Genomic DNA, 16,694 nt, shown 5'->3' on the forward strand with positions numbered 1-16,694 from the left:
GACATGCCCACCATCAAGGTCGTCAACATCACCCCCAGGGCGCAGAGCGGCGACGCGAATCTGGACGGTGAGCCCAACCTCGCGGTCAACCCGGAGAATCCGCAGGAGATGGTCGCGACCGCCTTCACCCCCGACCCGCTGGGCGGGCCGCGGGCCCCGGTCTACGTCTCGACCGACGGCGGGAACACCTGGGTGCTGAACAGCGTCGTCCCGGGCGACGCCCCAGGCAGCGGTACCGGGGACATCAGCGTCGGCTTCGCCGCGCGGGGTGGCACGCTCTACGCGGGCATCCTCAACGGCGACACCGACGACCTGGAGATCCTGCGCGCGACGAACATCACCTCGACCACTCCGATGACGGTCCTGGAGAGGGTCTCCTCGCAGGACATGCCGGACCAGCCCTGGGTGGTCACCGGCACCGCCGCGGCCGGCAACGGCGGCCAGGACGTCGTGTACGTCGGCAAGAACACCCTCGGCAACGCGCCCCAGACCGCCATGGTGGCGGTGTCGGCCAACGCCCGTACGGGTACGGGCGCGTTCGCCGACGTCAACGTCGACCAGCGCCCCGCCACCACACCGCAGGACGGGCCGCCGATCCGGCTCGCCGCCCACCCCGGCGGCCAGGTCGTCTACGCGGCGTTCGAGAACTGGACCGATTTCGACCAGCGCACCTCGGTCGTCACCTTCGACGTCGTGGTGACCCGCGACGACAACGGCGGTCTCGGCCCGTTCAAGAACCTCGCGGACCCGGGCGGCGCGGTCGGCCGGTCGGTGGTCAGCGGGCGGACCGTGCCGTTCAACGTGCACGTGGCGTCGTTGGGCCAGGAGCGGACCGGCGCGGACCTGTCGATCGCGGTCGACCCCAACGACGCCGACAGTGTGTGGATCGCCTGGTGCGACGGCTTCGGCGGAACCGTCCCGACCGACTACGTGCTGCACGTCCAGCACTCGGGTGACGGCGGGAAGACCTGGGCCGAGGCCCGCCAGGACCTCATCAACGCCAAGAACCCCTCGCTGGCGGTCAACTCCGACGGGCTGGTCGGACTGGTCTACCAGCAACTCGCCGAGAACCAGTGGACGACGACGCTGGAGCTGACCTCGGACGGCTTCAAGACCATGGAGAGCCACGTCCTGCACCAAGCTCCGGGCAATGTGCCGAAGGCCCCACCCGGCCACCTGCCGTACCTGGGCGACTACATCCGGATGCTCGCGGTCGGGAAGGACTTCTACGGCGTCTTCGTGGGCAACAACACCCCGGACAACGCCAACTTCCCGGTCGGCGTGACCTACCAGCGCAACGCCAACTTCACCACCCACCAACTGTTCGCCCTCGACGGTGTCACCCGGGTGCCGCCGTCCCTCGACCCGTTCTTCTTCCACCGGGCCGCCTGAGCCCACAAGTCCGGGCGCCCGCCACGACCGGGTGGCGGGCGCCCCGCTGTCGGGCACGTTGGCTGGTGGGTCAGGTGGACAGGCAGAACTGGACGAGCCCGGCGTCCACGTCGAGGACGATCTTCTCCATCTCCGCCCAGAGCGGGTGGAACTTCTTGCCCCACTCGACGGTGAAGCCGAGCACCTTGCCCTGGGCGGGGTCGACGAAGTGGCGGGAGAAGACGTAGTCGTCGCTGGTCCCGCTGGTCGGGTAGAGGTGGAACCCGGTCAACGGCTTGTACGCCGCGCCGCGCACGCCCTGGACGCCCTGGCAGAACGCCGTGGCGAGGTCGAGGGCGGTGTTGGCGTCGTCCTTGGGGATGTACTCGGCGTACGCGGTGTCGCCGGGGAGGCCGCGCTTGCCGTCGTACCGGGGGTTCTGGAAGTTCATGTCGGGGTCGTCCGACTGGTTCTCGTCGTCGCCCCAGTTGTAGAGCATGTCCTCGGAGTAGCTGTGGACGTCGACGAACCACCTGGTCCCCTCGAACTGGTCCAGCAGCCAGCGGACGTTGCGGGTCTCGGGCTCGGAGAAGGCGCTCGGGCCCTCGTAGACCTGCTGGTCGCACGGGTCGGTCGAGACCTGGGGAGTGGCGGTGGGGGCGAAGGCCTTGGTGAAGTCGAAGAGGAAGTCGTAGTTGCGGTTGATGTCGATGCCGATGCAGTCGGGGTTCGAACTGCCGCCGGAGTTGGCCGGGTTGCGGTTCTTGCGCCACATCGGGTCGACGGTCTGGCTGTGCAGCCGGCCGTCCGGGTTGACCAGCGGGAAGACCACCAGGTCCAGCCGGATGAGCAGGTCCTGCACCTGCTGGGCGGTGAAGGTGGTGCCGCCGTAACCGAGGCCGGTGCCGGACTCGAAGGCCTCCAGCAGGTCGGCGGCGAAGTGGACGAGGATCTCGCAGCTGCCCCACTCGCGGGCGTGCACGCCGCCGATCAGCATCACGCAGTCCTTGGGGATCCGGGATGCTCTGCCGATCTGCAGGGCGTGGCAGTCGCGGCCCTCGATCGAGGGCTCGGGCAGGGGGATGAGGTGGGCGGTGCCGGGGTAGGCCGAGGCCAGGCTGGCCACGGCGGACTCGACCTCGGTGATGTTCAGGTACGGCATGACGACCTCCCGGCTCAGCCGGCGAGCTTTGCGGCCAGGCCGCGCGGGACGGCGTCGGCGGCGGCGAACCGGTCGCCGGTGCCGACCTCGGCCTGGGCGGCCCGCCCGGCCTCGCTGGCGTTCCCGATCACGGTGACCGTGACGCCCTCGCGTTCGAGGGACGCCGCCTGGTCCTCGGGGGCGTAGACGTCGATGCCGACGCGGCCGTCCGGCTCCACCCGCGGGCGTCCGCCGGTGTCGGGACGGGTCTCGCGCAGCAGGGCGCGCAGGGTGTCCGCGTCCTTGGCGGTGACGCGGAGCCGGAGGATGTCGGGCCGGGTTGGTTGTGCGGATGGGACGGCGGACATGACGACCTCTGGTGACGAGTACGGATATGTCCGACGTGTACCTCGTATCCTCAGGATCCGCCGCCGCCGTAGAAGGCGTCAAGGGGCGGTTCCGGCATCCCGTCCAGCAGCCTGTCGAGGCCGGCCAGCATCTCCGCCTGGTCGTCGAAGTCGGCGAAGCGGGGGACCAGCGTGCGCAACCGCGGGTACTCGGTGGCGGACAGCCGGTGCAGGCCCAGCCGCAGCGCCGGGTCCGGCTCGTCCGGGTTGTCGACCACCTGGCGCTTGTCCACCAGCAGGCAGCCGAGGTTCCAGGCGACGAAGGTGCGGTAGATGGTCAGCACGGTGGCGTCGTCGAAACCGGCCCGACCGAGCACCGCGAGGATGTGCTCGGTGAGTTCGAGCGCCGGGGCCGGCCGGCGGGACACCGGGACGGCCAGCGGGCGGGTCGCCACCAGCGGCAGGATCTCGGGGTGGGCGTGCGCCACGGCGGCGAAGGCCTGGGCGATCCGGCGCAGTTCCGTCCGCCACCCGGGCTCGTCGGGGCCGCCGCCCCCGCTGGTGCGCAGCCGGGCGTTGATCTCGGTGAAGTAGGCCTCGGTCAGTCCGTCCAGCAGGGCTTCCTTGCCGGGGGTGTAGCGGTACAGCGCCATCGACTCCACGCCGAGCTCCGCCGCCAGCCTGCGCATGGTCAGCGCGCCGAGCCCCTCGCGGTCCACCAGTGACACGGCGGCGTCGAGCACCAGTGGGCGGCTCAGGCGCCCCCGCTTCTCGGGGCTCTCCCGCTCAACCATGTCCGTACTCCTCCGAGTCGGTGCCGACACCGTCGGCCGTGCCGGGGCCGGGCTGGTGGCAGGTTACGCAGCGGATACAAAACCAGGATACAAGGTACGAATAGGTGGGAAACAGGCCTCGAGGGCGCGCTGGTGGGTCACGGATCGTAGTCGGCACCGGGGTTCAAGCCGGGGTCAGTCGAGCAGCAGCCGGAGGGCGAGCCAGCCGACCAGGGCGGCGGAGCCGAGGGCGGTCAGCAGCCGGCCGCGCGCCCCGGTCAGGGTCCGGCCGAGCAGCGCGCCGCCGGAGGCGAGCAGCAGCTGCCAGCTGGCGGAGGCGGCGAAGACGGCGCCGGTGAACACCGCCCGGCCGAGCGGGCCCGAGGTGCTGCCGCCCTGGCCGCCGCCGAGGATCAGGGCGGCGAAGTAGAGCACGGTGAGCGGGTTGAGCAGGGTGATTCCGAGCAGGGTGAGGAAGGCCCGGAACGGTCCGGGCGGGGTCCGCGCTACCGGTGCGACGGTAAGGCGGCGGGCGCGCAGGGCGGTGACGGCGGTGCGGGCGGCCAGGGCGAGCAGGACCAGGGCCGAGCCGATCCGCAGCGGGCGGGCGAGCGGTTCCAGCAGCGGCGCGAGGCCGGCGCCGCCGAGGGCCGCGAGCAGCGCGTACAGCCCGTCCGCGGCGGCCACGCCGAGGGCGGCGCAGGCCCCGGTGCGCAGCGAGGTCCGCGCGGTGAGGGAGACCAGGTAGGCGCCGACGGCCCCCACCGGTACGGCGACGCCGTACCCGGCGAGCAGCCCGGCGACCAGCGCGGCCCTCATCCGCGGGCGCGGTCGGACCTCCGGGGGCGGCCGGGCTGCTGCTGGACGGCGGCCGGGCGGGCGGCGGCGGTCACGGGCAGCGGGCGGGCGGTGGCGTCGGTCATGGGCCGATGGTGGCGGGCGGACCACGGGGGGCGCAAGTGGTTTTGTCGGTGGCGGCGGGTAGCGTGGGGTACTCCCGTGACCACTGTTTCGAGGAGCCACCGATGAGCAGTCAGAACACCGCAGTGAACCAGCTGTTGACCGAGGCCTGGGCGTCCTGGGCGGAGCGCGGCGAGGCCCTGAGCGCGGAGGACTGGGACCGGCCCACCCGGCTGTCCGAGTGGACCGTCCGGGACCTGTACGCGCACGTGGCGCCGGCGCCGGCGCAGTTCACCGGGCTGCGCGAGGCCGTCCTGGACGGCCCGGCCGAACTGACCCGCGGGGCGGACGTCCTGCGCACCTTCAACCGGCCGGGCGGGCTCGCGCACACCGCCGCCGGGCACATCGCCGAGCTGGCCAAGGAGGCCGCCAAGGTGACCGAACCAGCCGCGCTGATCGCCCGGTTCGGCGTCGAGGGGCCGGCCGCGCTGGCCGGGATCGCGGACCTTCCGCCGGACACGGTGGTGTCGCACCAGCTGCTCGGCAGCGTGACGGTCGGGGCGCTCGGCGAGGTGGCGCTGATGGAGGCCACCGTCCACCTGCTCGACCTGATCGCGGCGGTCGGCGGACCGGCGCCGGCCGAGGAGGCGCTGCACTTCACCCGGGGGCTGCTGGCCGAGGCGACCGACCCGGTGGCCTTCATCGAGGCGGCGGCGGGGCGCAGTTCGGAGCAGGTGCTGCCGATCATCCGCTGACGCCGACGGCCCGGCTGCTCCGGATCAACCGTCTGCGCTGGTCAGTCGTATGATCTGCACCAGGAAAGCGGGAGGGGTGGGGGCGTCGATGGACTCGTTGTGGGCCTTGTTCTGGGTGGTGCCGGCCGTCCTCTACGGGGGCGGATCGATCGCCACCCGGGTGCGCCGGGAGGTGAAGGACCGTCACCGGCGCAAGCTCGAACTCCTCGACGCCCAGCACCGGCAGCGCCTCGCCCTGGAGGCGGCCAACCGGCCGCCCGAGCCGGTCTGCGGCTGCACCCACCACCTGGCCAAGCACGACCGGCAGGGCCGCTGCCACGAGGTGGTCGAGACGCCCACCGCCTGGGACGCCGACCGCCGCCCGGTGCGCTACGAGCCGGGGCAGTGCAACTGCCAGCAGTACGTGGGGCCGGAGCCGCTGGGCACGGTGTACGCGCCGGAGCTGATCGATCCGCGCTGAGCGGACTCCCGCTGAACGGGCTCCTGAGTCCCGCTGGGGTGGACCCGTCGCGATAGTGCCGCGATAGAGGGGCGTTGGTGCGGCTGCGATCCCGTTCGCACCACTGCTGATGGTGCGGGAGACACCGCTGACGCTCGGTCACCTACGGGCCATGGCCGCGGTCACCGAATCCGGTGGGATCGTCATGCCGCCGGTGCCGGCGTTCTACCTGCGGCCCAGCAGCATCGACGAGATCGTCGAGCACACGGCCGGGCGGGCGCTGGACCTGCTCGGGATCGACGTGCCGGACCGCCGCGCTGGGGCGAATGAGCCCGTCGAGGAGCGTGACCCGCGTGGCTGACGGCCACGGCGTACGGAGCACGGCGTGGTGGCCGGGCGGCTTCCTTCCCCGGCCACCACACCTGCCCGCCTCGCGCGTAGACGTACTCCGGCTGCCACTGGTCCCGGGGTCGCTGGTGCAGCTCCAGGTGGACCTCCGCGACGGCCACCGGGGCGAACCGCTCGTCGCCCGGGCGGATGACGCCGCGGATGGTGACCGTGGTGACGTGCACGCCCGCGTCGCGTGCTCCTCGTGCAGGGCGTGGGCGTAGGCGCGCAGCGCCGCCTTGCCGACCGAGAGGGTGGTGTAGTCGGGGGACGGCGCGAGTGCGAAGCCGCCACCGGTGAACAGGACGGTCCCGCGGCCACCGCGGAACGCCGGGATCACGTGGCCGGCCGCGACCGTCGCGCCGATGACGTCGAAGGATCGTCGTGGCAGCTCCGGGGACCTGTTTCCCCCGGGCGTCGGGGGCGCCCTTCAGTGTCGTTCCCAGGCCCGCCGCCGTGTGATGGCGGTCTCAACGGCGGGCGGTTGGTGCTGACTCGGCGTGGTGGCGCCGGGTCGGTCGGTGATGTCGCCGGGGGCCGTGGGGTGAGTGCGCTCACATGGGAATCGGGTGCACGACGACGGATAGTAGTGTCCGTTTTGCTCCCTTTTGCGACTATTTGTCTAGCGCTTGGAAGGTGTCTGCGCAGGCCGGAAGGGGTGGGCGGAGATGGACACGCTCCGGCGGCCCGCCTTTCGAGGCGGCGCCGGCCCCGTCGGCTACGACCGCGGATCGTAACGAGGGGTCTTGGCCGCCGCCGATCCGGTCTGGCACCTTGGCATTCGTCGTCGGCCGCACCGGCTCCTGTCCCGCCGGATGCGGCTTACCGCCGAGTCACTCCCCGCGACCAGTTCGGCCCCTGTCCGGCCACGGTCGAAGCGGGGGGTGACGTCGGCCCAACCCGATTGAGGTCTTGTTCTACATGCCCGCTTTCAAGCTCCGTATGCGTACCTCTGCCGCGATTCTCGCCGGCACCGCCGGTCTGACCGCGCTGGGTGCCGCCGTGGTGCCCGCCGTCGCCTCGGCCGCGGACGCCTCCCCGCAGGCGATCGCCGCGCAGATGGTGCCGGCGGACCAGCTGGCCTCGTTCAGCCAGGTCGTCTCGCACGAGTCGGGCTGGAACGTGTCGGCGACCAACCCGAGCTCGGGCTCCTACGGTCTGGGCCAGGCGCTGCCGGCCTCCAAGATGGCCTCGGCCGGCGCGGACTGGAAGACCAACCCGGCCACCCAGATCAAGTGGACGCTGGACTACATGAACACCCGCTACGGCAGCCCGAACGCCGCCTGGGCGTTCTGGCAGACCCACCACTGGTACTGAGCCGACCGATCGGCTTCCCCCCGTGCCCCGGAGGCCGGACAGGGACCACCAGGGCGACCCACGAGGGCCCGTGCCCGCGCATCCGCGCCGGCGCGGGCCCTCGTGCCGTTCCCGGCCGCCCGGCGCGGGAGGGCGCGGGGTGGCGCGGACGCGGGGTGGTGCGGGGCGCCCCGGGAGGCGGCCCCGCACCGGCTCTGCCGCGTCAGCCCAGGGCGAGGGCGCTCAGGCGGTCGGAGGCGCCGTTGAACAGGTCCTGGTCACCGGGGAAGGTGCCGGTGTCGGAGTACTGCCAGAAGGTCTGGTAGCTCCAGCCGTTCGGCAGGGTGCCGACGGTGGAGGAGTAGCGGGCGATCCAGAGCGGGTTGGTGGCGCCGAAGCCGCCGTAGTTGCCGGTGCAACTCGACCACCAGTTGGTGGTGGTGTAGATCGTCGGGTAGCGGCCGGTGCGGTAGTGGACGGTGTTGCTGAAGTCGCTGATCCAGCTGACCATGGCGCTCTGGCTGAGGCCGTAGCAGGTGGCGCCGTACGGGTTGTACTCGATGTCGAGCGCGGGCGGCAGGGTCGCGCCGTCGGCGGACCAGCCGCCGCCGTGGTCGACGAACCAGTTGGCCTGGGCGGAGCCGGAGGAGTTGCCCGGCAGCGCGAAGTGGTAGGCGCCGCGGATCAGGCCGGCGTTGTAGGAGCCGTTGTACTGCTGGGCGAAGTACGGATTGGTGTAGCTGGTGCCCTCGGTGGCCTTGACGTAGGCGAACTGGGCGCCGTTGGCCGCGGCGGTGGACCAGTCGACGTTGCCCTGGTAGCTGGCGACGTCCATCCCGGGGGTCTGGGTGACGGCGAGGGAGGCGGCGGGTGCTCCGCCGGTGCGGCCCTCGTGGGCGGCGACGGTGGAGCCGGCGAAGTCGCGGTCGGGGTGGAAGGCCGGACGGCCCTCGATGGCGGAGGCGGAGGGGGCGAGAGGGGCGGGGTCGGCCGCGTAGGCGGGCGCGGTGACGCCGGCGACCAGGGCGGTCGCGGCGGCGAGCGCGGCCACTAGGGGGAGCCGGCGGCGGGTGGATCTGGTGGTACCGGTGGGGCGGGCGGAGCGGGAAGAGCGGGGCATGGACACTCCTCTGGTTCCGGTGCGACGGCCCGCGGCGCGAAGGCCCAACGGGCCCGGTACGGCCGGTAGTTGATCCGGTCGGGGAGCAGGGTAGCCATGCATCCGCCAGGGTCGCCAGATGCCCGGCGTGGATGAACGACTTCGGCAGGCTCCGTCGCTGCACCGAGCGCCGAAGAGCAGCAGCCGGGTTCTTCCTCGCCCCGGCCGGCACCATCATCACTGTCCGATGCCTGATCACCCGGGCCCGGCCCCTCTGCCGTTGGAGCGCCCGCCCCCGAAGCCCACGAGTCCGATGGCCTGCCGGCGGGCACCTTCACCGGGCTGTTGCCGCATCGTTATCAAGGACTGTTACGGATCATTCGGACAATCCGGCCGGGCCGTGACCCGGGTCACGAATGCTTGTGCTAATGGCTCCATGCCGTTTACGGTCCTTCTCGTTCGTCTCTGTACGAAACGAACCCCGCTCTCCGGAACGCCGAATCCTGCCGCCGGATCGGGCGGGCACGTGCACCCATGAAGCACCACGGCAGGGGCGGGGGACCCACAGGTAAGTCGCCTCATCCGGGCTGGTCCCGGCGGGGCTAGGGGTGAAGCCGTGCCTCTGCGCGGCCGGGCTGCTCCAGCCCGAACCCGACAGCTCACCTCGCAGGCGTGGGAGAGGAATCGCACTTCATGCTGCCCGTCAACGCTCGCCCCAGCCTGTTCGCCGTCGGTTCCATCAAGCGCATCGTCGCGGCCGCCGTGGTCGTCGGCGTCGGCGCAGGCGTCCCGGTGGTCGCCGCCACCGCTGCGAACGCCGCCCCCGTCAAGTCCGCCCCGGTGCACTCGGTCCAGGCCGCCGCCCCGCAGGCGCCCGCCGGCTACACCGTCCAGAGCGGTGACTCCCTCACCAAGATCGCCACCACGCACCACGTGCAGGGTGGCTGGCAGAAGCTCTATGACCTCAACAAGTCCGTGCTGACCGACGGCCCGGACAAGATCCACCCGGGCCAGCACCTGACCCTGGGCGGGGCCGCCCCGGCGCCCGCCGCGGCTTCGGCCAAGCCGGCCGCCGCCACCCCGGTCGCTGCGGCCGCCCCGGTCGCCAACACCCCGGCCGCGCTGCAGGCGCTCGCCGCCTCGATCGTCCCGGCGAACCAGCTGGCCTCGTTCGACCAGATCATCAGCCACGAGAGCGGCTGGAACATCCACGCCACGAACCCGAGCTCGGGTGCCTACGGCCTGCCGCAGGCGCTGCCCGGCAACAAGATGGCCTCGGCCGGTTCCGACTGGCAGAACAACCCCGCCACCCAGCTCAAGTGGGCTCTGCAGTACATGAACACCGTCTACGGCAGCCCGAATGCCGCCTGGGCGTTCTGGCAGGTGCACCACGCGTACTGATCGGACCTGATCGGCCTGTTCGAACCGATGGGTCCCAGCGAGTACCGCCCGGTGGCCGGATGTCCGGCGGCTGACGGGCTGCCAGGCGGCCACCTGACCGGCCCGGTTCACGTCGCGCTGCGTGAGCCGGGCCGTCGGCGTACCCGGGGTCCGGACGGAACCGCGGCGGCGGCCGGTCCGCCGCGACGTAGCGCACCAGGTACTCGGCGTACACGGCGAGGTCCTCGTCCCCCAGTCCGTGAAGCGCTCGATGAACGACTGCCGTCGCGTCCAGTGCGCCTCGCGCAGCAGGGTCCGGCCGGCCGGTGATGGAAATCGTGCAGAGTTGCGGCACTGGATCCTCCGAATCAGCCAACGGATTGGCGATTACCGTGGTCGCTTGGGAAGCTATCGCCAGCGGCAGCGGGAGCCGGGCTGGTTCCGCTGGGAAATCGCCCTGGCGGCGATCTGAACATCTCGCGAAGCGGAATTCCGACCCCTTCTTACGTCGAGCTGGATGTGCTGTCACAACTCCTCATGCAGACTGATCTGCGTGTTCGATGGCGGGGGACACGAACGGGGGCTTCAGCATGCGGATCATCAAGCGTCTCGCGACCGGCGCTGCCGTACTCAGCCTGGCGCCGGGCGAGCGCCGTTAGCCTCAGGGCGGCCTCGGCGCATGTCAGCGGTTGCAGTAGCCACCGGGTGAAGCGGGCGGGCTCTCTGACCTGACGCCAGGGGGCCGGGACCGCCGATTTGAATCGAAGGCGGGGGTGCGAACGGGGCGGCGCGCCGTGTCAGATGCCTGTAATGGATCTCGGCAGTTGGCAGAGCTGGTGATGCCTGAATCGTTGGGGGCGGTCGCATGGACGGTCCTGGACCTGTCCAGGAGAAGGACGGGGTATCGGACGGAGCGGAGCTACCACGTGCTCGTGCGGCTGTTGGGCCACCGCCCGCGGAGTTGAGTGACGTTGACTTCTGTGGCGATGCCCTGCTCCTGCTGACCGGGCCCTTCTATCCGGGGCCCGTGTCGCTCGGGGGCACTCCCGGCTTCGCCGTTCCGGCGGACGGCAAGCTCGATCCAGAGGGGCGCCTCACGCTGGTGCACCGGTCCCTGGACCAATTCCTGCGCGGCTCGCTCACCTTCGGCAATCCGCCTGTTGACCTGCTCACCCACCTCGCCGGCTCCGAGGATTTCCACGCGCGGCTGACGACGATCGTGCAGGAGACGACGGCGCTACCAGTGGAGTTGCATGTCACCGGCATTCTGTTCCCGGACGGCTACGGGTCAGTGGCTGTACATCTGCGCATCGTTGACGGGTGGTCCGAGAGACGGCGGGAACAGCTCATCGACGGCTTCGGGCAGAAGGGCCGCGACGATGTCACCGCACGCATCAGGGACGAGCTGCTGCCAGCCCTCACCGCGATGTCCGATCGGTGCCGACAGGGGCCGCCGTGTCCCACCATCCTGCCGTATTTCAACCTCACCTACGCAGGCAGCACCACCCACCCGGTCCCTGGCCGGGCGACGCTCTCTGATTCTCTGCGGCACCTGATCTACCCTCGCTCCGCCGAGCCGATCCCCTCCGAATCGACGTGGCCGGAGGAGTTCTTCTACCCCGGATACGCTTTCTTCCTGTTGGCCTCCCGAGACGACCCTCACGGCACGCTCGGCCAGCTTGAGCACCTCCTTGGTCAGTTGAACGTGCACTACGCCCGGCTCGAACGCTCCGCCGGTGCCGCGGAACGGATCATCCGTGAGTCGGCCCTGGACGAAGACCCCGAACTGCTCATCGGGCTGGAACGGCGGCTGCGCGCCGACTACCAGGCGTTGGTGCGACCCACGTTCAGCTACGACTTCCACGTGCTCAAGTTGCGCGACAGCGTACTGAAGGCATGGGAGACCGAAAAGGTGCGCGAGCGTACCGACACACTGCTCGAAATGGCGCGACGCGCGGTGGAACGCAAGCTGGAGCACGACCAGATGCGCCGGGTGACGCGAGTCAACCTGGCGGTGACGATCGTAGCTATCCTGAGCTTCGTCCAGTGCGTCGACTCGGCCCTCAACCTGTGGTCGAGGTTCTACGGGTGAAAGGGGCGGGGATCGTGCCAGTGGACGTGCAGATCTGCGTCGCAGACGGGCTGATCTACGACGGTCTCGACTACGCCGACCGGATCGAGCAGCGGCTGATCCGAGCCGGCCTGAGCTGCGGCCGTCTGAACCTGGTGACCGAGGCAGCCGATCTGACCACGCGTCGGCCCCAACCGACCCTGGCGTACGTGTTCACTGGAGGCCAGACCTCGGTGCACTCGGACGCCGTGTGGATGCGCGCGACCATCAAGCTGATGCGGGAGCTCATCGCTGACGCGAACAAGCACGACGGCACGGGCCCGGCGGTGATCGGTGTGTGCCTGGGCTCGCAGTTGATCGCCGAGGCATTGCGTCCAGGTTCGATCATCGACACCTCGGGCATCGAGGTTGGCCTGACCCAGGTGAGCCGAGTTGGCGACCTCCACCGCGGTGGAGGCGGCGACCACGGCGTTGGCGTTGTGCCGTCGTTCCACTATCAGGCAATCAGTCCGCAGATCGAGGAGGTGGACGGGGTGCGTATCGAGTACCACAACGAGCACACCTCCGTCCAAGCACTGAGTTACGGCGAGCGGGTCTTCGGGTGCCAGTTCCATCCTGAGCTAACCCCGGACGACGTGCGCCGGCTGATCGACTTCAATGAGGACGTCATCAGCTGCTGGCGCGGCGACGCGGCGGCTGCGCACCGCTCGGTCGAGCAGTACCAGGACGAGTTGCACGACGACCTCTTCGAGCGCTTGGTGATCGACCGCATCACGCGCTGATGGGATCGCGACCTGGATCACGGACTTCTACAACACCCGCCGTCGGCACAGCGCGGCCGGCGGCCTGCCGCCCGTGGGGGGGGACGGTGGTGCGGGCCGCCGGTTATGTCGTCGCCGGTGTCCAGGGCGGCGTGGACGTTGGTGGTGTCGCCCTCCTCGACGAGGGCGGCGTGGACCTTGGTGGTGTCGCCCTTCTCGAAGAGGGCGGAGTCGGCCTTCCCCACCTTGGTGCCGGCCGTGAGCGGCCAGCTCCTCCGCTCCTCCTTCGGCGCCCTGCAGCGGACGGCCGCCGCCTGAGCCGGGTACGTCGCGCCCGCCGCGCGGTGCGAATCTAGGCTGGTCAGTAGGAGCCACTCAGCGCAAGCCCTCGTCGCCCATCCCGGGGACGGGTGCGGCGCATCGGAGGTGTTCCATGGAGTCTCCTACTTCGTCGGCGACCGGTGCGAGCGAGAGGCTCGCAAGGCGCCGCTGCTGCCCGGGCGGCATGGTGACCTTCGCCGGTGTGCTGGTGTTCATACTGGCGCTCTTCAACGGCCTGAACGGCATCGCCGCGATCAACCGGTCGCACGTCTTCATCGACGGCGCCCACATCGTCGTGGGCGATCTGCGGGCCTGGGGCTGGACCCTGCTGGTGCTCGGGATCCTGCTGGCCCTGATCGGGGCCGGCATCGTGGCCGGCAGCCAGCTGGCGCGCTGGGCCGGCGTGGCCGTGCTGTCGCTCAACGCCTTCTCGCACATGTGGGTGGTGGCCAGCTACCCGCTCTGGTCGGTGCTGATCATCCTGCTGGACATCCTGGCGATCTACGCGCTCTGTGTGCACTGGGACAGGCATGAGTACGGGGAGGCGACGCTGTAGCCGACTCCATGAGCCATTTTCCAATCTGAGGTTTCTGGTGGCCCGACTCTGTCGGGGACCTTGAGAAGCCCGGCTTCAGCCGCCGATGGTCGGCACCCGGGGAGGGCGCGATGCCGTCGGCGGGAGCGCGGCTGACAGTACGGCCTGTGGCCCGCCCCTGCCGGCGACCTTGCCGCGTCGAGCGCTCGGGTGGCGTCCATGTCCTCGTCAGCCGTGCCATGGCTCCGGCATGGTCCTGCCCCGGTGCCCGGGCCGCGCGCTGTGGCACCATGCCCCGGAAGTCGACTTTTCCGAGGAGAGGATCAGCCATGTCCGAAACCGCTACGGAGCCCGGAGCCGGGCCCGCTTTCCGGGTCGCGACCCTCGCCGACGTCCCGGCGCTGGTCGAGCTGGTGGAGTCCGCCTACCGGGGCGAGGCCAGCAAGGCCGGCTGGACCACCGAGGCGCACCTGCTGGACGGGCAGCGCACCGATGCCACCGATGTCGCCGAGGCCGTCCAGCACCCGGAGGGCGTGGTGCTGCTGGTCGAGCGCGACGGCGAGCCGATCGCCTGCTGCCAGTTGGCGCGGCGCCCGGACAGCGCCTACTTCGGCATGTTCTCGGTGCGCCCGACCCTGCAGGGCGGCGGGATCGGCCGGCTGGTGCTGGCCGAGGCCGAGCGGATGGCCCGCGAGGAGTGGGGAGTCGGGCGGCTGGAGATGAACGTGGTCGAGCAGCGGGGCGACCTGATCGCCTGGTACGAGCGGCGCGGGTTCCGCCGCACCGGCGTCTACAGCCCCTTCCCGTACGGCGACGAGCGCTTCGGCATCCCGCGCCGGCCGGACCTCCGGTTCGAGCTGTTGACCAAGGAGTTGAAGCAGGCCTGAGGGCGGCTTGCTGCGGTGCTCCGCGAAGGGCACGGAACCGGCCCGGGTCAGCCGTAGACGCTCCGGCAGAGGCGGGCCTGCTCCGAACCGGCCGGCCAGCGGCCGATGCGTTCGGCCTGGTCGCAGATGGTGCCCGGGCCGAGGGTGGGGATCGCCGGGGCCCCGCCGTTCGGCGCCGGGCGGGCGCCGGGGCTCGGGTGCGGGGTATGGCCGGACTTGGGGTGGGCGCCGGGCGTCGGGTGCCGGCCGTCGGCGTGCCCCGGCCCGGCCGGGGCGGCCGCCGGGGTGGCTGGGTCGTCGCCGCTCGCGCCGCTAGCGCCGCTCGCCAGGGCGTCCTGCGGGGTGCCGTCCGGACCCGTGCCGTCCCGGCCGGTGCCGTCCCGGCCGGGGGAGGGCACCGGGGACGGTGCGGGCGTGCCGTCCAGCAGCCGGTCCGTCGGGGTGGCGGACGGCGGGGCGCCCGACACGGCCGTCACATGGATGTCGCCACCCGAGCCCGGTCCGCACATCACCAGCACGCCCGCCAGCACGGCGAGCGTCCCGCCCGCCGCCACCGCCCAGGCCTTCCGCGAACGGCGCGGCGGCACCGGGGCCACCGGCGGAAACGGCTCGGACGGGCCCGCTTGGGGCGGGATCGGGACCGGCGGCGGCTGCCAGGCGTTCGGCGGCCACTGCCACTGTCCTCCGGTGGGCTGCTCAGTCATCTGTTCGTCCTTCCAGCGCGCCCCCGCCGTACCTTTCCGTGCTCAACGAGCGCGCCGACGCCGGGACATGACCCGGAAGAGGGGTCTGAACGGGCGTGAATTGCCACCGCGCCACATGCTGGGGGTCATGGAGACCAACAGCACGACCGCACACCTGGTCGAGGTGGCCGAGTTCCGGACCGACAGCCGCTACCGCCTGGTCCACTTCGAGGGCCACGGCTGGGAACCGCTCGCCCCCGAGGAGTTCGAGCCCCGGATCCACCAGCTCTTCCCCGGCCTCGACCCGCACGACCCGGTCAAGGTGCACTGGGCCGACCGCCCCTGGGAATGGCCGGCCTGGCACCCCGGTGAGGCCTGACGCGCTGGTCACCGAGCCGCCGTTCGCTACGCTTTCCGGGTGAGCGTGGATCACTTCTGGCGCCGTCTGCCGGGTCAGGCCCTGGACGCCTGTTCGCCCGAGGAGCTCGGCGAACTGGTGCCACGGCGCCGCGACCTCCGGTACGACCGGCTCGCCGCCGACGGACTCGCCCTCGGCGTGCGGCAGACCGCCGCCCTGATGGAACTCGCGCTCACCGAGAACGGGCTGCACCCCGACCCGGCCGCCCGGCTGCCCGTCTACGGCGGTGCCCCGCGTGAAGCCGGGGCCGGGATGCCGGTGCTGCGCCCCGAACAGGTCGCCGCCGCCTCCACCTTCCTGCGCGACTCGGCGCTCGGCGAACTCGTCCGCCAGCAGGACACCGTGCTCGCCCGCCGGGTCGCCCAACTCGACTCCGCGCCACCCTGGTCGGAGAGCTGGGCCGCCCGCGTCGTCAACGACCTGCGCGAACTGCGGGACTTCTTCGCGGGCGCGGCCGCCGCCGGGGACGCGGTGGTGGTACGGGAGTCGGAAGGAATACCCCGGTGAGCAACCCGAGTACGGCGGGCTACGGCGAGGCGGCGGCGCAACTCGCCGTCCAGTACGAGAGCGTGGCCTTCACCGAGGTCCACCACTCGCGCCTGCACCTCTACCCGGCCGCCCCCGCCGCAGTCCTGGACGTCGGCGCCGGCACCGGACGCGACGCCGCCGCCCTCGCCGCCCTCGGCCACCGGGTGGTGGCGGCCGAGCCGACACCCGAACTCCGCGCCGTCGGCGAACGCCTGCACCCGGACGCGGGCATCCGCTGGGTCGCGGACGAGCTGCCCGCACTGCCCCGGCTCAGCGCCGAGGGCGAGCACTTCGACCTCATCCTGCTCACCGCGGTCTGGATGCACCTCACCCCCGCCGAAGGCCCGCCCGCCATGGCCACCCTGGCCCGCCTGCTCGCCCCCGGCGGCCGCCTCGCCCTCACCCTCCGCCACGGCCCCGTCCCACCCGGCCGCCGGATGTTCGACCTCCCACCCGAGCACACGATCACCCTGGCGCAGTCCCACGGTCTCCAGCTGCTCCACCGCGGCACCCGCTCCGACCTGCACGGCCGGGAGGACGTCAGCTGGACCGAGCTGGTCCTCGAGCGCGGGCACTGACCGACGACCCCCCCGGGCACGGGT

General features: G+C 71.6%; 20 protein-coding genes, 1 pseudogene and 1 riboswitch. Of the genes and pseudogenes, 14 read left to right on the forward strand and 7 right to left on the reverse strand.

From position 1 onward, the window contains the following. Window positions 1–3 precede the first annotated feature (3 nt). Window positions 4–1,392 carry a hypothetical protein gene (locus O1G21_RS34970; protein ID WP_270149420.1) on the forward strand — a complete coding sequence of 463 codons (1,389 nt, stop codon included), beginning with the start codon at window positions 4–6 and terminating at the stop codon, window positions 1,390–1,392. Window positions 1,393–1,462: 70 nt separating this feature from the next. On the opposite strand, the gene O1G21_RS34975 is transcribed toward O1G21_RS34970, so the two are convergent. The 4 genes from O1G21_RS34975 to O1G21_RS34990 form a co-directional block, all read right to left on the reverse strand. Continuing rightward, window positions 1,463–2,533: a M14 family metallopeptidase gene (locus O1G21_RS34975; protein ID WP_270149421.1), complete on the reverse strand. Its 1,071-nt coding sequence runs from the start codon at window positions 2,531–2,533 to the stop codon at window positions 1,463–1,465. A 14-nt stretch (window positions 2,534–2,547) separates the two neighbouring features. After that, window positions 2,548–2,880 (reverse strand): hypothetical protein, encoded by a 333-nt coding sequence (locus O1G21_RS34980; protein WP_270149423.1) that lies wholly within the window; start codon window positions 2,878–2,880, stop codon window positions 2,548–2,550. Window positions 2,881–2,930: 50 nt separating this feature from the next. Then, entirely contained in the window at window positions 2,931–3,653 is a 723-nt protein-coding gene (locus tag O1G21_RS34985; RefSeq protein ID WP_270149424.1) for a TetR/AcrR family transcriptional regulator, read from the reverse strand. A gap of 174 nt (window positions 3,654–3,827) precedes the next feature. Further along, the gene (locus O1G21_RS34990; protein ID WP_270149426.1) at window positions 3,828–4,451 is read right to left on the reverse strand and encodes a LysE family transporter; all 624 of its coding nucleotides are present in this window, start codon (window positions 4,449–4,451) and stop codon (window positions 3,828–3,830) included. Window positions 4,452–4,657: 206 nt separating this feature from the next. Between O1G21_RS34990 and O1G21_RS34995 the strand changes: the two genes are divergently transcribed. The 4 genes from O1G21_RS34995 (at window position 4,658) to O1G21_RS35010 (ending at window position 7,430) form a co-directional block, all read left to right on the forward strand. Then, window positions 4,658–5,287, forward strand: a complete 630-nt coding sequence (locus O1G21_RS34995; protein ID WP_270149428.1) for a maleylpyruvate isomerase N-terminal domain-containing protein — start codon at window positions 4,658–4,660, stop codon at window positions 5,285–5,287. A gap of 88 nt (window positions 5,288–5,375) precedes the next feature. Continuing rightward, the gene (locus O1G21_RS35000) at window positions 5,376–5,747 is read left to right on the forward strand and encodes a hypothetical protein (RefSeq protein ID WP_270149429.1); all 372 of its coding nucleotides are present in this window, start codon (window positions 5,376–5,378) and stop codon (window positions 5,745–5,747) included. A 109-nt stretch (window positions 5,748–5,856) separates the two neighbouring features. Further along, a complete protein-coding gene (locus O1G21_RS35005) occupies window positions 5,857–6,087 on the forward strand; it encodes a flavoprotein (RefSeq protein WP_333493527.1) in 231 nt (76 codons plus the stop codon). Window positions 6,088–7,055: 968 nt separating this feature from the next. After that, window positions 7,056–7,430: an aggregation-promoting factor C-terminal-like domain-containing protein gene (locus O1G21_RS35010; protein WP_270149431.1), complete on the forward strand. Its 375-nt coding sequence runs from the start codon at window positions 7,056–7,058 to the stop codon at window positions 7,428–7,430. Between the two features lie 202 nt (window positions 7,431–7,632). On the opposite strand, the gene O1G21_RS35015 is transcribed toward O1G21_RS35010, so the two are convergent. After that, entirely contained in the window at window positions 7,633–8,529 is an 897-nt protein-coding gene (locus tag O1G21_RS35015; protein ID WP_270149432.1) for a lysozyme, read from the reverse strand. 110 nt (window positions 8,530–8,639) lie between these two features. Here O1G21_RS35015 and O1G21_RS35020 point away from each other — a divergent pair. The 4 genes and pseudogenes from O1G21_RS35020 to O1G21_RS35035 all read left to right on the forward strand — a co-directional run. Further along, window positions 8,640–8,822 (forward strand): annotated as a pseudogene (locus O1G21_RS35020) (IS5/IS1182 family transposase); the annotation flags it as partial. Window positions 8,823–9,072: 250 nt separating this feature from the next. Further along, a riboswitch (cyclic di-AMP (ydaO/yuaA leader) is annotated at window positions 9,073–9,194 on the forward strand. Continuing rightward, complete coding sequence (locus O1G21_RS35025; RefSeq protein ID WP_270149433.1) at window positions 9,181–9,909, forward strand: LysM peptidoglycan-binding domain-containing protein; 729 nt, start codon at window positions 9,181–9,183, stop codon at window positions 9,907–9,909. It overlaps the preceding riboswitch by 14 nt. Before the next feature lie 940 nt (window positions 9,910–10,849). Further along, complete coding sequence (locus tag O1G21_RS35030) at window positions 10,850–11,980, forward strand: hypothetical protein (RefSeq protein WP_270149434.1); 1,131 nt, start codon at window positions 10,850–10,852, stop codon at window positions 11,978–11,980. Between the two features lie 26 nt (window positions 11,981–12,006). After that, entirely contained in the window at window positions 12,007–12,741 is a 735-nt protein-coding gene (locus tag O1G21_RS35035; protein ID WP_270151424.1) for a type 1 glutamine amidotransferase, read from the forward strand. Window positions 12,742–12,758: 17 nt separating this feature from the next. On the opposite strand, the gene O1G21_RS35040 is transcribed toward O1G21_RS35035, so the two are convergent. Then, window positions 12,759–12,965 carry a hypothetical protein gene (locus O1G21_RS35040; protein ID WP_270149436.1) on the reverse strand — a complete coding sequence of 69 codons (207 nt, stop codon included), beginning with the start codon at window positions 12,963–12,965 and terminating at the stop codon, window positions 12,759–12,761. A gap of 260 nt (window positions 12,966–13,225) precedes the next feature. Here O1G21_RS35040 and O1G21_RS35045 point away from each other — a divergent pair, with 260 nt between their 5' ends. Both O1G21_RS35045 and O1G21_RS35050 read left to right on the forward strand, forming a co-directional pair. Beyond that, complete coding sequence (locus tag O1G21_RS35045) at window positions 13,226–13,597, forward strand: DUF7144 family membrane protein (protein WP_270149437.1); 372 nt, start codon at window positions 13,226–13,228, stop codon at window positions 13,595–13,597. A 308-nt stretch (window positions 13,598–13,905) separates the two neighbouring features. Next, a complete protein-coding gene (locus tag O1G21_RS35050; protein ID WP_270149438.1) occupies window positions 13,906–14,463 on the forward strand; it encodes a GNAT family N-acetyltransferase in 558 nt (185 codons plus the stop codon). Window positions 14,464–14,510: 47 nt separating this feature from the next. Here O1G21_RS35050 and O1G21_RS35055 read toward each other — a convergent pair whose 3' ends face one another. Then, window positions 14,511–15,167, reverse strand: coding sequence for a hypothetical protein (locus O1G21_RS35055; protein ID WP_270149440.1), 657 nt, complete (start codon window positions 15,165–15,167; stop codon window positions 14,511–14,513). Window positions 15,168–15,294: 127 nt separating this feature from the next. Between O1G21_RS35055 and O1G21_RS35060 the strand changes: the two genes are divergently transcribed. The 3 genes from O1G21_RS35060 to O1G21_RS35070 are packed head-to-tail and all read left to right on the forward strand — an operon-like array spanning window position 15,295 to window position 16,670. Next, a complete protein-coding gene (locus O1G21_RS35060) occupies window positions 15,295–15,525 on the forward strand; it encodes a hypothetical protein (RefSeq protein WP_270149442.1) in 231 nt (76 codons plus the stop codon). 39 nt (window positions 15,526–15,564) lie between these two features. Beyond that, complete coding sequence (locus tag O1G21_RS35065; RefSeq protein ID WP_270149443.1) at window positions 15,565–16,071, forward strand: hypothetical protein; 507 nt, start codon at window positions 15,565–15,567, stop codon at window positions 16,069–16,071. After that, entirely contained in the window at window positions 16,068–16,670 is a 603-nt protein-coding gene (locus O1G21_RS35070; RefSeq protein WP_270149445.1) for a class I SAM-dependent methyltransferase, read from the forward strand. The genes O1G21_RS35065 and O1G21_RS35070 overlap by 4 nt, the downstream gene beginning before the upstream one ends. Window positions 16,671–16,694: the final 24 nt, after the last annotated feature.

Source organism: Kitasatospora cathayae, assembly GCF_027627435.1.
Lineage (GTDB): Bacteria > Actinomycetota > Actinomycetes > Streptomycetales > Streptomycetaceae > Kitasatospora > Kitasatospora cathayae.